We start from the raw sequence: 14,463 nt of genomic DNA, 5'->3' as shown, positions 1-14,463 counted from the left end.
AAGCTCCTTCCTGAATATACATGTTATACAGACCCTTAAGCCTCGATGCCTTTCATGAAAAAGTTAACCGTAGGGCCGACTTGAGCGGTTAAGGAATACTTTTGCCCGGAGATAAGCCAAGAGGTCACAACTTCATCCATCCCGCCAAAGATGAGAAGCCTTACGAGTTTGACATCAAAATCAGCGTGGAAGCTCCCGTCTTGTTTGCCTCTTTCTAATATATTTTCAATGAGGATAATATATCTCTTAAGAGCAAGGCCAATCTCTTTGCGAAGCTCCAAATCGCTTTGTCTAAGCTCGATTTGCGTGAGAAAAGCAAGATTGACATTCCCTTCAAGCTCGCTGAAATGAATTTCACAAACTTTATAAAGGGCTTGCTTCGCAGTCAATTGTTCATTGACGCCAGTGTTGAACTTCTCTACAAGCTCGCCTAGTTTCTCTTGAAACAGACTGGTCAAGATATCCTCCTTCTTTTTGAAATATAAATAGATGGTTCCGTCAGCCACTCCGGCTTCCTTGGCAATTCGGGATACTTGGGATTTGTGAAAGCCGTTCTCTGCAAATACTTTCAGAGCGCCTTCGAGAATTGCATAATACTTGTCTGGTTTTTTGCTACTTGTCAAGGAGATCACCTCGGTGTTAAGATACAGATATCGGTGAATGAATACTCATTCATTTTTGTAATCTCATCATAAAATACGTAGTACGCCTTGTCAACGACTTATTCAGCTCATGAAGCAAGTAAGAAAGTTAGCCGGCTTACACAAGCAATCAAGCATTTTTCTACTCTGGAAATAGGGGCAAATGGAACTTGCTTTTTTACGATCCTTCAATGTAAGCGCTGTCTTTTCTTATGTAAGGAGGTCCTCCATGATTGGTTCACTCATTCAGTTTGTATTGTTTCTAGCGGTTACCGGATATGCGGTGTATTTATTTGGCCGAATTGTCTACCACCGGTATCTGTACATCCAGTTAGGAAAGTCAGTGAATCTGAAGAAAGAAGCAAAAGCTCGGTTGAAGGAGTTTGCCATTCAAGTGTTCGGCCAGACGAAGCTGCTGAAGGATAAGAAAAGCGGCATCATGCACATCGTCATCTTCTATGGTTTTCTTATTTTACAGTTAGGAGCGCTTGATCTGATTGTAAAGGGATTGATTGGCCGTGGCTTACCGGTTCCTGGTTACGATTATTTTACTTTCATCCAGGAAGTGACGGTTGCGCTGATTCTGCTGGCAATGGGTTACGCGACTTATCGACGTTATATTGAAAAGCTTAAACGTCTGAAGCGGGGCTGGAAGCCAAGTATTGTCGTGTTCTTCATCTTTTTCCTGATGTTCTCTGTCGTAGTCAGCGGAGGTTTTGAGCGGGTAAGAGAGGGGCTTGGAGCTTCAGGTTATGCGCCGATTTCATCCGTCTTCGCCGGGATGTTTAGCGGTCTTTCGCATACAGGGGCGACCATAGGGTTCTATGTCAGCTGGTGGATGCATTTGCTGATTTTGCTGTCTTTTCTAATCTATGTTCCGCAATCGAAGCATTTTCATATTATTACGGCGCCTCTTAATATCCTGCTCCGACGCACGGAGCCTACCGGCAAGCTGGCTTCCCTTGATTTGGAGGATGAAGAGGCAGAATCGTTCGGTGTCGGCAAAATTGAGGATTTTACGCAAAAGCAGATGCTCGATTTCTACTCTTGTGTGGAGTGCGGGCGCTGCACGAATGTATGCCCTGCTAATACGACTGGCAAGCTGCTCTCACCGATGCATCTGATTACGAAGCTGCGTGATCATTTGACAGAAAAAGGCGCTGCGATCACATCCAAATCGCCGTGGGTTCCGGCGGCAGCATTCGCTGCACACAGCGGGCATAACCCGTTAGAGGTGGAACTTATCGGCGGTGTGATTACCGAGGAAGAGCTCTGGGCTTGCACGACCTGCCGAAATTGTGAGGATCAATGTCCTGTCGGCAATGAGCATGTAGACAAAATTGTAGATCTGCGTAGACATCTGGTACTGACGCAAGGCAGCATGCCGCATGACGGCCAGCGTGCCCTGCAGAACATTGAGCGTCAAGGGAATCCGTGGGGTATCAGCCGGAATGATCGTGTGAAATGGGTCAAGGAAGTAGATCCGAGTAACGAGCTGAACGTTCGTACGGTGAAGGAAAATCCCGATTTTGAGTATCTATTCTTCCTAGGCTCAATGGGGGCTTATGATAACCGCAGCCGTAAAATTACGCATGCTTTTGTGAAGCTGATGAACGAAGCTGGTGTCTCCTTTGCCATTCTTGGGAATGAGGAGAAAAATTCGGGCGATACCCCCCGCCGTATGGGGAATGAATTTCTTTTCCAACAGTTGTGTGCCGACAATATTGCGACTTTTCAGAAGTATAAGGTTCGGAAAATCGTAACGACCTGCCCGCACACCTATCATATATTCAAAAATGAGTACCCCGAATTTGGCCTGGAGGCCGATATTTTTCATCACACAGAACTGTTGGATATTTGGGTGAAAGAAGGGCGTTTGAAACCGCAATATGAGGTGCAAGAGCGCATCACGTATCACGATTCCTGTTACCTGGGCCGTTACAACGAGGTGTATGAGGAACCACGCAGCATATTGCGTGCGATTCCAGGGGCCGTATTGGTGGAGCAACCGCGTTCCCGTGAGAACAGTATGTGCTGCGGTGCCGGAGGCGGCATGATGTGGATGGAAGAAACCGCTGGCACACGCGTTAATGTAGCGCGCACGGAGCAGCTATTGAGTGTGAATCCGACGGTCATCTCTTCGGCCTGTCCTTATTGTTTAACGATGGTGGAGGATGGAACCAAGCTGAAGGAGGTCGAGGAACGAGTCAAAGCGCGAGATATCGCTGAAATTCTAGCTATGTCTGTATTTGGAACAGCTTAAGACAGACTGAAAATTTCATGTAGGAGGATATTTCCATATGACAAAGATTCGTACTGCTGCCGTTATCGGCTCCGGTGTGATGGGCTCCGGCATAGCAGCCCATTTAGCAAATGTAGGTATTCCTGTCTTATTACTCGATATGGTGCCCGCCCAATTGCTGCCGCAAGAAGAAGCCGCAGGATTAACACTGGAGCATCCGAAAGTACGGAACCGTCTAGCGGTTAACGCGATGGATAAGCTTAAAAAGACGAACCCGGCCCCCCTTTACAGCGAGGCCTTCATCGATCGAATTACGCCGGGTAACTTGGAAGATGATTTGGCAAAGCTCGGCCATGTGGATTGGATCATTGAAGTTATCGTGGAAAATTTACAGGCAAAGCAGCAGTTATTTAGCCGTATTGAACAGGTTTGGAAGCCGGGAACGATCGTTACATCTAACACGTCCGGTATTTCCATTCATGCGATGATTGAAAACACAAGCGATGAATTTAAAAAGCATTTTTTAGGCACTCATTTCTTTAATCCGCCTCGCTATATGAAGCTTTTGGAAGTCATCCCAAGTAAACACACAGACCCGGCGATTATTTCTTTAATGACTGAGTTTTGTGAGAAGAAACTTGGGAAGGGCGTCGTGCAAGCAAAGGATACACCGAATTTTATTGCTAATCGGATTGGCACTTATGGGCTTCTAGTTACGCTGCGCGAAATGCTCACAAACGGGTATTCCGTTGAAGAAGTCGACGCAGTGACAGGTCCTGCAATGGGCCGCCCGAAAAGCGCAACGTTCCGAACGTTGGATTTGGTTGGTCTGGACACTTTTGTTCATGTCGCGAATAATGTGTTTGGTCTTGTGGATGATCCGAGTGAGAAGGCTGTTTTCGACACGCCGGTAATTTTACAGACCATGGTGGAGAAGGGTTGGATCGGGGAAAAGACAGGCCAGGGTTTTTATAAAAAAGTAAAAAATGAAACTGGAAAAGAAATCCAATCGCTAGATTTAAACAGCATGACGTATGCGGCAAGCCGCAAAATTAGCTCAGCCTCCTTGGAAGCTGCCAAACAAACCAAAGGCACAAGCGGAAAGCTTAAGGCGTTGCTAGGCGCCAAAGATCGATACTCCGAGCTCGCGTGGAACATTCTGAAGCCAGTGCTCCTGTACTCCGCTGCAAAATTGGATGAAATCGCAGACTCCATCGTCGAGATCGATAATGCGCTCAAATGGGGATTTAATTGGGATTTGGGGCCATTTGAAACGTGGGATGCCATTGGACTTAAGCGTTCCGTGGAGCGAATGGAAGCGGAAGGCAGCGAGGTGCCAGATTGGGTTAAAGCTTGGATTGCTGCGGGCAACGACAGCTTCTACACAAGTAAGGAAGGGCAAAGCTTTTACTATTTAAAAAATGAGTACCAAGGCGTTGAAACAAGGCCTGAGCTTATCTCTCTGTCAGCTTTAAAGCAGCAAAATAAAATTATTCGTTCGAATAGCGGCGCGAATTTGATTGATATTGGTGACGGCGTTGCCTGCCTGGAGTTTCAATCTCCAAACAATGCCATAGGCGGAGATATTCTCACCATGATTCAACAGAGTGTGGACGAAGTTCGCAGCAATTACCGCGGGCTTGTCGTCGCAAATGAAGGGAAAAACTTCTGTGTCGGCGCCAACTTAATGCTGCTGCTCATGGAGGCGCAAGACGGCGAGTGGGATGAAGTGGACGGCATTATCCGTCTATTTCAGAATTCCATGATGAAGCTCAAAGGCTTGGATAAACCCGTAGTTGCTGCGCCTCATAAAATGACGCTCGGCGGCGGTGTTGAAGCTTGTATGCCGGCGGATCAAATTATTTTCTCATCGGAGACGTATTATGGACTCGTAGAAGTTGGTGTTGGTTTAATCCCAGCTGGCGGAGGTTGTAAGGAATTGGCGCTCAAGGCGAGCTCGCTAGTGCGTGATCCAGAAGTAGATCTTCAGCCTTGGATCAATGCAAGCTTTGAGACTGTGGCGATGGCCAAGGTGTCGACGAGCGGGCATGATACGAAACGGCTCGGCTATATGCGGCCTCAAGATACGGTTGTCATTAATCCGGATCATCGGATCTATGAGGCCAAACAAGCCGTGCTGCGCATGGATGCGGCCGGTTATACCCCGGCTGTACAAGAGAAAATCCGTGTTGTCGGCGAAAATGGCAAAGCGGTCATGCAGGTTGGCGCTTACTCCATGAAGCAAGGCGGCTATATTAGCGATCACGATGTGCTTATCGCTAACAAGTTAGCGCATGTGCTTGCTGGTGGGAATGTCCCAGCTGGCACACTGGTCACTGAGCAGTATTTGCTCGATCTGGAAAGAGAAGCTTTCCTCAGTCTGTGCGGGGAACTGAAAACACAACAGCGTATGCAGTATATGCTTTCCAAAGGAAAACCGCTGCGTAACTAACGGTGAATGTGAGCGGAGATATGAATGGAAATGCGAAGGGAAATGTGAACGGGAATACGAGCGGAAATATGTGCAGAAAAATGAATAGGAATACGAACCGAAATATGAACAGAAATATGAACAGAAATAAGTGAAAAAGCACGCCTGACTACTCTAATTGAGGTGAGAAATGATGAAGGAAGCAGTCATTGTATCAATTACGCGGACCGCAGTCGGACGCGCAAAGAAAGGCAGCTTCGCTCAAACAAGAGCGGAGGATCTAGGCAAAGCCGTCTTGGAGGAAGTCGTGCGGAGGGCTCCTGGCCTGGACAAAGGCGACGTTGACGACATCATTATCGGCTGCGCCATGCCAGAAGGCGAGCAAGGGCTTAACTTCGCCCGCACGATGGCGCTTTATGCGGGCTTTCCGGTGACCGTGCCGGCGATCACGGTCAATCGCTTCTGCTCCTCCGGGCTGCAGGCCATCGCTTATGCGGCGGAGCGCATTATGCTGGGCCACGCGGAGGTAATCATCGCCGGAGGCGTAGAGAGCATGAGCCACGTCCCGATGACGGGCTTCAAGCTCTCGCCGCATCCGCGGCTGGTTGAGACCATGCCCGAGGTGTACATGGGCATGGGCCATACGGCCGAAGCGGTGGCGCAGCGCTTCGGCATCTCGCGCGAAGCGCAGGATGGCTTCGCAACGCGGAGCCATCGCCTGGCGGCTGCATCGATTGCAGCCGGCAAGTTTGTGGATGAGATCGTGCCGGTAGCTACGTTCGTGAAGGGCATAGACGAACGCGGCAAAGCGTTTGAGCGTTCGTTCGTGTTTGCAGCGGATGAGGGCGTTCGCCCCGATACATCCGTGGAAGGGCTTGCCAAGCTGAAGCCTGCGTTCAGCTTGAACGGCACTGTGACGGCGGGCAACGCGTCACAGACGTCGGACGGCGCAGCGGCGGCCGTGCTGATGAGCCGCGAGCGCGCGGAGGCGCTCGGGTTGAAGCCGCTGGCGACGTTCAAGGCTTTTGCGCTTTCCGGTGTGGAGCCGGAAATTATGGGGGTTGGCCCGGTGAAGGCGATTCCGAAGGCGCTGCAGATGGCGGGGATCACCCAGGATCAGGTGGATCTGTTTGAAATCAACGAAGCATTCGCTTCGCAATGCGTGCATATTATTCGCGAGCTCGGATTGAACGAGGAGCTCGTGAATGTGAACGGCGGCGCGATTGCCCTCGGGCATCCGCTTGGATGTACCGGCGCGAAGTTGACGACCTCATTAATTCATGAACTGCAGCGTCGCGGTGGCGGTTATGGTGTAGTTTCGATGTGCATTGGCGGTGGGATGGGTGCTGCTGGTGTGTTCCAGGTGCATGCTTGACTGTAGTGGAGTGTAACTAACTGGAAAAAATCCTGTTAATCCTTCTTCATGATGGACTGCTCATCCAATTAAATGGAATTTCTCCCGCTATTGGCCATCAAATCGCTTCAATTGAAACGTTCGGGTTGAATTAGCGGGAGGTTCTCAATCTATATACCTTTTTCTGCTGGATTCCGCTGAAATAGCGGTAGAAATTCCAGTTAAACGCTGGTGGTAAACAATTTTTGCAGCTGTTTCAGCACTTGCATCTGTCTAGCTTCTGGATCCGTTCCAGCTTTTGCATCTGTTCCAGCACTTGCATCTATTCACTTTTCACATCCGTTCCAACTCTTGCATCTATTCCGTTCTTGCGCCTGTTTCAGCTACAGCACCAGTTCCAGCATTCGCATCTGTCCAGCTACAGCACCCGTTCCAGCTATAACATCTATCCAGCTCGTACACCCACTTATTAACCCTTGTCCAATTCATTCTGAGGAGAGATGAACCATGTCAGATAAAGTCGTAGGCGGCAGTTTTGTCATTTCAGATATTGATTTCCACAATATCGTGACCCCGGAGGATTTTACAGAGGAGCATCGCATGATCGCAGAGACGACACGTGATTTTGTCGCAGGCGAAGTGTTGCCCAATGATGAGCATATCGAGAAACTCAATTACGATTTGACGGTTAAACTGATGAGAAGCGCCGGTGAGCTTGGTTTGCTCGGAGCTGACGTGCCGGAGATTTATGGCGGTCTTGGACTTGATAAGGTAAGCTCCACAATCATTAGTGAAAATTTGGCACAAGCCTCTGCTTTTGCTTTATCGATTGGAGCGCATGTCGGGATTGGGACGCTGCCGATTGTATTCTTCGGGACTCCCGAGCAGAAGAAAAAATATTTGCCAGACCTCGCCACAGGCGCAAAAATTGCAGCATACTGCTTAACCGAGCCAACGTCAGGCTCAGATGCTCTGGGTGCAAGAACGACTGCGCGGCTTTCTAGCGATGGCAAACATTATCTGTTAAATGGGTCCAAACTATATATTACGAATGCGGGCTTTGCCGACATTTTCATTGTGTATGCCAAAATTAACGGAACGGATTTCACGGCGTTTATCGTGGAGAAAGGCGATCCTGGCTTTACGATGGGACCGGAAGAGAAGAAGATGGGGATTAAAGGCTCGTCGACTAGACCGCTCTTTTTTGAAGATGTCAAAGTGCCAGTGGAGAATTTGCTTGGTGAAATTGGGAAGGGCCACCTGATTGCTTTTAACATTTTGAATATCGGCCGTTATAAATTGGCTACAGGCTGTCTGGGCGCATCGAAGGAAACGATCGAATTGTCGGCCAAATATGCGAATACCCGCCAACAGTTCAACACGCCAATCTCCAAATTTCCGTTGATCGGAAAGAAGCTGGCCGAAATGAATATTCAAACATATATGCTCGAGAGCATGGTTTATAGAACGACAGGGCTGATGGATCACATTCTTAAAGATATTGATCATACAAGTTTGGATGCAGGCAAGCATTCGGCGAAAGGCATTTCGGAATACGCGCTGGAATGCTCGATCAATAAGGTGTTTGCATCGGAAGTATTGGATTTTGTGGCAGATGAAGGCGTGCAAATTCATGGCGGATACGGCTACATTCAGGAGTATAAAGTAGAGCGCATTTATCGTGATTCGCGGATTAATCGCATTTTCGAAGGAACGAATGAGATTAACCGGCTGCTGATTCCGGGTACTTTAGTGAAGAAAGCAATGAAGGGCGAGCTGCCTTTGATGCAAAAAGCGCAAGCGCTGCAAGGAGAATTACTGTCGATCATCCCAGGCCAAACTTTTGAAGGCACGCTGGCTGAAGAGACGCATCTGATTTCGATGGCGAAGAAAATCTTTTTAATGGTTGGCGGACTTGCCGTGCAGAAGTATGGAATGGCCCTGGAGAAAAATCAGGAGGTATTAAGCAATCTAGCTGATATCATGATTCAGATTTTTGCTGGAGAGAGCGGACTTCTTCGGACCCAAAAACTGATTGCCAAGAGCGGTGAAGAGAAGGCGAAAAATGCGATTCAAGTGACAACGGTTTTCGTTCATGAAGCTTTTGACAAAATTGAGGCATACGCGAAGGAAGCGCTCAGTACGATGGAAGAAGGAGATGTTCTTCGGACTCAGTTATCCATTTTGAAAAAGCTGACAAGACGCAGTACTGTCAATACGACCCAGCTGAAGCGCGACATCGCCGCACGTGTTATTCAGGGTGAGAAATTCATCGTCTAGTCATCCGTGTGAAGAACCTGAAGGGGATGGTTTGTATGAGTGAGGCAAAGCCTTGGCTGCGTCATTATCCAGAGGAAGTGGCGCCGACGTACGAGTACCCTAAGCATAATCTTGCACGTTTGTTGGTAGATTCCGCGCATAAGTTTCCGGACCGACCTGCCTTGTATTTCCTTGGTAAAACGATGCGTTATCATGAGGTGCTTGATGCGTCTTATCGCTTTGCAAATGTTCTAAAGGAACTTGGTGTGTGCCAAGGGGATCGTGTATCGATCATGCTGCCTAATTGTCCATCCGCCATTATCGCCTACTTCGGCACGCTCATGATGGGCGGGATCGTCGTCATGACGAATCCGCTCTATATGGAAAGAGAGCTGGTTCACCAGCTCTCCGATTCCGGGGCAGAGGTCATTGTTACGCTGGATTTATTATTTAATCGTGTGCAGAAGGCAAAGGCGCAGACCTCAATTCGACATGTCATTGTGACATCGATTAAGGATTACTTGCCTTTTCCGAAAAATGTCTTATATCCGATTAAAATGAAAAAAGACGGCGCAAAGCTGGACGTTGCTTATGGCGAAGGCGTGTACGCTTTCAAGAAATTGCTTCGGGCCGCTACATCGAAACCTATTTGTGTGGAGGCAGATGCGGATACGGATATTGCCTTGCTTCAGTACACAGGAGGTACAACGGGGGTTTCGAAGGGGGTTATGCTGACCCACACCAATTTGATTGCCAACACGTACCAAACGACGAAATGGTGCTATCGGATTCAAATAGGGGGGGAACGATTCCTTGGAGCGATTCCCATCTTCCATGTGTTTGGTTTGACAGTGCTGCTGAATCAATCGATGATGCAGGCAGGTATGCTGATTCTGATCCCAAAATTCGATATCGACTTGATCTTAGATACGATCAACAAGATGAAGCCCACGATTTTTCCTGGAGCGCCTACGATGTACATTGCAATTATTAATCATAAACGGATAAAAGAAGTTGATCTCTCTTCCATTAATGTTTGTGTAAGCGGTTCAGCGCCACTCCCGTTGGAGGTTCAAGAGCGTTTTGAAGCTTTGACTGGAGGCAAGCTGATTGAAGGATACGGGTTAACGGAAACTTCCCCGGTTACGCATTCTAATCCCATTTGGGGCTACCGTAAAATTGGTTCGATTGGTGTTCCTTTACCGGATACGTCTGCCAAAGTCGTTGATGTGAATTCCGGTCAAGAATTACCGATCGGGGAAATTGGTGAATTGCTGATCAAGGGCCCACAGGTGATGAAAGGGTATTGGCAGCGAGAGCACGAAACGGCGATGACGATTCGAGATGGTTGGCTCTACACAGGGGACATGGGACGTATGGATGAGGACGGTTTTTTCTCCATTGTCGACCGTAAGAAGGATTTAATCATTGCCGGAGGCTTCAATATTTATCCCCGTGAAATTGAGGAAGTGCTCTTTGAGCATCCTGCTATTTTGGAAGCGACGATTGTCGGCGTGCCGGATGAATACCGGGGGGAAACCGTGAAAGCATTTGTTGTGCTGAAACCCGGAACGACATTAACGGAGAAAGAGCTCGAACTGTGGTGCCGTGAGCGGTTAGCCGCTTTTAAAGTTCCGAGGAAAGTGGAGTTCCGGCAGTCTCTGCCCAAGACGATGATTGGGAAAGTACTGCGCAGGCAATTATTAGAAGAAGAGAATAAAACTTGAGCGTCTCTTCTTGTTTATTCTAATAAGGGTTAGCCCTTTACAAGGAGAGTGGAGGGGGATCCTATGGATAATGCTCACGAACGAGTGAATAGACGACTGCAGCAGTTAGCAGCAGCGGCGGAACCTACGTTTTGGGGGTTTCTTGGTTGTGAATTCGTGGATATGAAAGACGGCATCATTACGATTGCTTTAGAGGCAAAGCCTCATCATTTGAATCCGATTGGCATTGTCCATGGCGGTGTTTTATCCTCTTTGCTGGATAATGCGATGGGCATTGTCGTCATGACGGCAAGACCGGAGGATAAGGTTGTAACAACGAATTTGAACGTTCACTTCGTCGCTCCGCTCTACGAGGGGCGGCTGATGGTAACGGCTGAGCTTGTTCATCAATCCCGTAAAATGATTACGACGCAAGGACGAGTAATGGATCTTGAAGGGAACTTAGGCACAATGGGAACGGGAACGTTTCGTGTGATTTAGTGGTTTAAAGCATTTGGGACGAGGGGCATGTGCAAGCATGTCTCTCTTTTTTGTGTAACATGTTATATTAAATAACATCGTTGCGCGATATAGACATAAATTGTTCAAAAAAATTTATCCAATGTCATATAATCTAACACAAATGCATTGACTGTTTGGTCCTTGTCATCCTATAATCTGTTAAAAGGCATAAGGGGGGAAGCACGATGCATCTTACCATTCGTGAAGCATTAGCCATTTATCCATTAACGGAAGCGAAGCTTGTAGCTGGCAAGCAAGGGGAATCCCGCATCGTTAAATCTGTCAATGTTATGGACGCGCCAGATATTGCGGATTGGACGAAATCCGGCGAGATGCTCTTCACCACCGCTTTCGCCATGAAGGATAGTCCGCAGGAAACGGTCAATTTACTTCGTAAATTAAATGATCGCGGCGCTGCTGGACTAGGGATCAAGCTGGGTCGTTTTTGGACGGAGCTGCCACAGGTTGTTGTCGAGGAAGCGGATCGGCTGCATTTTCCGATTATTGAAATGCCCTTCCAGTTTACTTTTTCTGATCAAATGAATGCCTTGTTCAATGCGGAATACCGCCGCAACACGAAGCTGCTGCAATCTGTGCTGGAGAAACAGACGAAGTTGATGCAGTTTGGCTTGAAACAGGACAATATGGCTTCAATGTTCCAATTACTCAGTAATATTCTTGGTTATCCCATGGCTGTAGTTGGGGCCAGAGGGCAAATTTTATATAATACAAGCGCGTGGAAACAAGATCAGTTAGCTCAAAACTGGCCTAAGAGAAAGTGCGGTTGGGTGTATGCGAACAAAGACCGTGCGTACCGCGTAGGGCTCTACCATCAAGACGATGAGCTCCTGGGACATTTGCTGATCATGCCGGATGCCGTTCTGCTAGCCAATGTTGAGGAAGGCTTATTCCAGCAAGCGGCTGACATCCTAACCTTTCATATGAACTATACGTTCCGATCACATGTGGAGGCATCGGCGGAGCGTGATTTGCAGAACTCGCTTTATCGCTATTTGGAGAAAGGGACGTCGCTTGAGGAGTTTCTGGAGCAGGCGGAGGGTAGGGGGTTAACACTCTTTACAGGTTCTTACCAATGTGTGATTAGCAAGAGCAAACCTGAAGCTCAGCTAGACGAACAACACCAAGGGAGAATGAAGCGGCTGAAAGACTACATGGAGCTGCATCCCAAATCTAACCACTTGCGAGCAAATCATTTTATACTCAAGGATCTCATGTTCTCCATTTATTCCTCGAATCAAGCAGAGGGCTTTCCAGAGGATGAGCTGGCACAGCTTCTGGTCAAGTATGCAGGGGATTCAGGCTGTCGGGAGGAAGCAGGTGAGATGGTGTTCTATGCAAGTGCCATGAAAGCCAAGCCGACAGCATTAAGAGAAGCGTACATGGAATGTATGGAGACTCAGCGAATGGCCAATAAGCTCGAGTTGTCGGATCGCGTGGTTCACTACGAAACGATAGAGTTCGCTCATCTGTTCCAGCATGTGTCGGTCAACATGATGGAAGACTACTGTGCCAAAGTACTGCGTCCGCTCTTGGAGAAGGATGCCGAATATTCGCAAGAAATGATTCGAACTTTAGAGGTCTTTATTCGTAACGACGGTCAAGTTAGCGAAGCGGCCAAGCAATTATTCATACATAGAAACACGGTCACCTACCGTTTAGAGAAGATTAGTGATCTTCTGCAAGTCGATTTCAAGAAAGTTAATGATCTTTTGAAGCTGAAAGCTGTCTTCTTATTCCGTCAGTTCTTGCATGTCAGACAATAATTCCTAAACCCTGAGTCGCTGTACAGGCGCTCAGGGTTTTCGTTTTTCTAGCGTGATCACGGTAATTTCAGGTCTACAAAGGAAACGGAGTGGAAGAAACGTTGTGCCGATCCCCCGATTGGTATAGACAAGCAGATTGGAGTCAGGCACTTCGTAAAGCCCCATCACGTATTTTTTACCTTGAAGCGGCGTAAAGAGAGCACCTACAACAGGCAAGCGAACTTGCCCTCCATGCGAGTGGCCGGATAGTTGTAGATCAACGGGTTGTCCGATTACTTGATTAGCGAAATCGGGGCAATGTGAAAGCAGGAGCGTGAACATTTGAGCATTGGTGCCCTGGAGGGTTTTGACGATATCGGGGGAGCCGGTAAGTCTATCTTCAACGCCTGCAATTTGAATGGACTGACCTTTATAGGTAATCTTCTTACAAGCATTCATCAGCGTTTGAAACCCGCCATTTTGGAGGATCGGCAAGGTATAGTTTTTATCAAGCCATTTATCATGGTTGCCAAGTACGGCCCATTTGCCGAGAGGCGCTTCCATGCTAGCGAGCAGTTTACTTGTTAACGTTTCGTCTTCCGTAATCCGGGCATCGAATAAATCCCCCGTGAACGTTAGAAGATCTGCTTTTTCTTTATTAATAAGGGCAACGACGCGTTCTAAATCCTTCAAATTAAAATGATGACCAATATGTATATCGCTGAACTGTACAAGTTTAAGACCATGAAACGAATTGGGGAGCCGCTCAAATGACAGCTTGATTCTAGTGAAATCATACCATTTTGTCTCTATGAAGCTGGAATAACTGCCAACAAGACCTCCGGAAGCCAGTAGAGAACCTGCAAGCAGAGCGCCTTTTTTGAGAAAAGTACGTCGTGTCACGGGTGGTGGTGATTGCATCATGTTCCTCCTAGTTCCAAAGCTCATTATATATCTTGATTATAGCAATAAGCGTGCAGCGTTTGCGAATCTTACGAGGTTTGGCGAAGTTGCATAAGCAGCTTGCTTAATTTATACTAATTTTAATGTAAAGGAAGGGAGAGATTGAAATGTCAGCATGGAAAGAGCTCACAACGGTTGATCAGTGGCAGGAAGTACTGGACCGTTCCTCCGATAAACCGGTGGTCGTTCTGAAACACAGTACAACTTGTCCAGTAAGCGCAAGCGCGCTTGATGAATATGAACAATATTTGTCGGGGAAGCCGAACGGGGATGTAGATTATTACTTAGTTAAGGTAATCGAGTCTCGTCCAGTTTCTAACCAAATTGCGGAGGATCTAGGAATCAAGCACGCTTCGCCGCAAATTCTTTATTTTAAAAATAAAGAATCCATCTGGAATACATCGCACTGGTCTGTTACAAATAAACATATTACGGCTGTTTTAGACTAAAATAGTGCAATAATCGCAAAGCCCATGGTGGCTGCCTATTCATACTTAGGCGGACGCCATAGGGCTTTTTCTAATGGTGACAATAATTGAACAATGTCTAAAAAAGATTGGCAATCCAGGCATCCTCCTATAT

General features: G+C 47.6%; 10 protein-coding genes. 8 read left to right on the top strand and 2 right to left on the bottom strand.

Annotation, left to right across the window (positions count from 1 at the left end; genetic code table 11):
• Positions 1-35: 35 nt before the first annotated feature.
• Positions 36-623, bottom strand: coding sequence for a fatty acid metabolism transcriptional regulator FadR (gene fadR / locus AC58UW_RS11360; RefSeq protein ID WP_497420780.1), 588 nt, complete (start codon positions 621-623; stop codon positions 36-38).
• A gap of 247 nt (positions 624-870) precedes the next feature.
• On the opposite strand from fadR, the gene AC58UW_RS11355 reads away from it, so the two are divergent.
• The 7 genes from AC58UW_RS11355 to AC58UW_RS11325 all read left to right on the top strand — a co-directional run bounded on the left by AC58UW_RS11355 (position 871) and on the right by AC58UW_RS11325 (position 12,939).
• Positions 871-2,904, top strand: coding sequence for a (Fe-S)-binding protein (locus AC58UW_RS11355; RefSeq protein ID WP_497420779.1), 2,034 nt, complete (start codon positions 871-873; stop codon positions 2,902-2,904).
• Positions 2,905-2,941: 37 nt separating this feature from the next.
• A complete protein-coding gene (locus AC58UW_RS11350; RefSeq protein WP_497420778.1) occupies positions 2,942-5,335 on the top strand; it encodes a 3-hydroxyacyl-CoA dehydrogenase/enoyl-CoA hydratase family protein in 2,394 nt (797 codons plus the stop codon).
• 172 nt (positions 5,336-5,507) lie between these two features.
• Positions 5,508-6,689: an acetyl-CoA C-acyltransferase gene (locus AC58UW_RS11345; RefSeq protein WP_497420777.1), complete on the top strand. Its 1,182-nt coding sequence runs from the start codon at positions 5,508-5,510 to the stop codon at positions 6,687-6,689.
• 486 nt (positions 6,690-7,175) lie between these two features.
• Positions 7,176-8,948, top strand: a complete 1,773-nt coding sequence (locus AC58UW_RS11340; RefSeq protein WP_497420776.1) for an acyl-CoA dehydrogenase FadE — start codon at positions 7,176-7,178, stop codon at positions 8,946-8,948.
• 35 nt (positions 8,949-8,983) lie between these two features.
• Positions 8,984-10,654: a long-chain-fatty-acid--CoA ligase gene (locus AC58UW_RS11335; protein ID WP_497420775.1), complete on the top strand. Its 1,671-nt coding sequence runs from the start codon at positions 8,984-8,986 to the stop codon at positions 10,652-10,654.
• A 63-nt stretch (positions 10,655-10,717) separates the two neighbouring features.
• Positions 10,718-11,134, top strand: a complete 417-nt coding sequence (locus tag AC58UW_RS11330) for a PaaI family thioesterase (protein ID WP_497420774.1) — start codon at positions 10,718-10,720, stop codon at positions 11,132-11,134.
• Positions 11,135-11,340: 206 nt separating this feature from the next.
• Positions 11,341-12,939, top strand: a complete 1,599-nt coding sequence (locus tag AC58UW_RS11325) for a PucR family transcriptional regulator (RefSeq protein WP_497420773.1) — start codon at positions 11,341-11,343, stop codon at positions 12,937-12,939.
• 30 nt (positions 12,940-12,969) lie between these two features.
• Here the strand turns inward: AC58UW_RS11325 and AC58UW_RS11320 are convergent, their stop codons facing one another.
• Complete coding sequence (locus AC58UW_RS11320; protein WP_497420772.1) at positions 12,970-13,839, bottom strand: metallophosphoesterase; 870 nt, start codon at positions 13,837-13,839, stop codon at positions 12,970-12,972.
• Positions 13,840-13,988: 149 nt separating this feature from the next.
• On the opposite strand from AC58UW_RS11320, the gene ytxJ reads away from it, so the two are divergent.
• Entirely contained in the window at positions 13,989-14,330 is a 342-nt protein-coding gene (ytxJ, locus tag AC58UW_RS11315; RefSeq protein ID WP_497420771.1) for a bacillithiol system redox-active protein YtxJ, read from the top strand.
• Positions 14,331-14,463: the final 133 nt, after the last annotated feature.

It is taken from the genome of Paenibacillus sp. J22R160, assembly GCF_059692135.1.
This window is presented reverse-complemented; position numbering and strand designations above follow the sequence as displayed.

Bases quoted from the DNA above. Each gene is read 5' to 3' on its own strand.
- AC58UW_RS11345 (WP_497420777.1), top strand. From the start codon at position 5,508: ATGAAGGAAGCAGTCATTGTATCAATTACGCGGACCGCAGTCGGACGC.
- AC58UW_RS11325 (WP_497420773.1), top strand. From the start codon at position 11,341: ATGCATCTTACCATTCGTGAAGCATTAGCCATTTATCCATTAACGGAA.
- AC58UW_RS11340 (WP_497420776.1), top strand. From the start codon at position 7,176: ATGTCAGATAAAGTCGTAGGCGGCAGTTTTGTCATTTCAGATATTGAT.
- ytxJ (WP_497420771.1), top strand. From the start codon at position 13,989: ATGTCAGCATGGAAAGAGCTCACAACGGTTGATCAGTGGCAGGAAGTA.
- AC58UW_RS11335 (WP_497420775.1), top strand. From the start codon at position 8,984: ATGAGTGAGGCAAAGCCTTGGCTGCGTCATTATCCAGAGGAAGTGGCG.
- AC58UW_RS11350 (WP_497420778.1), top strand. From the start codon at position 2,942: ATGACAAAGATTCGTACTGCTGCCGTTATCGGCTCCGGTGTGATGGGC.
- AC58UW_RS11320 (WP_497420772.1), bottom strand. From the start codon at position 13,839: ATGCAATCACCACCACCCGTGACACGACGTACTTTTCTCAAAAAAGGC.
- AC58UW_RS11330 (WP_497420774.1), top strand. From the start codon at position 10,718: ATGGATAATGCTCACGAACGAGTGAATAGACGACTGCAGCAGTTAGCA.
- AC58UW_RS11355 (WP_497420779.1), top strand. From the start codon at position 871: ATGATTGGTTCACTCATTCAGTTTGTATTGTTTCTAGCGGTTACCGGA.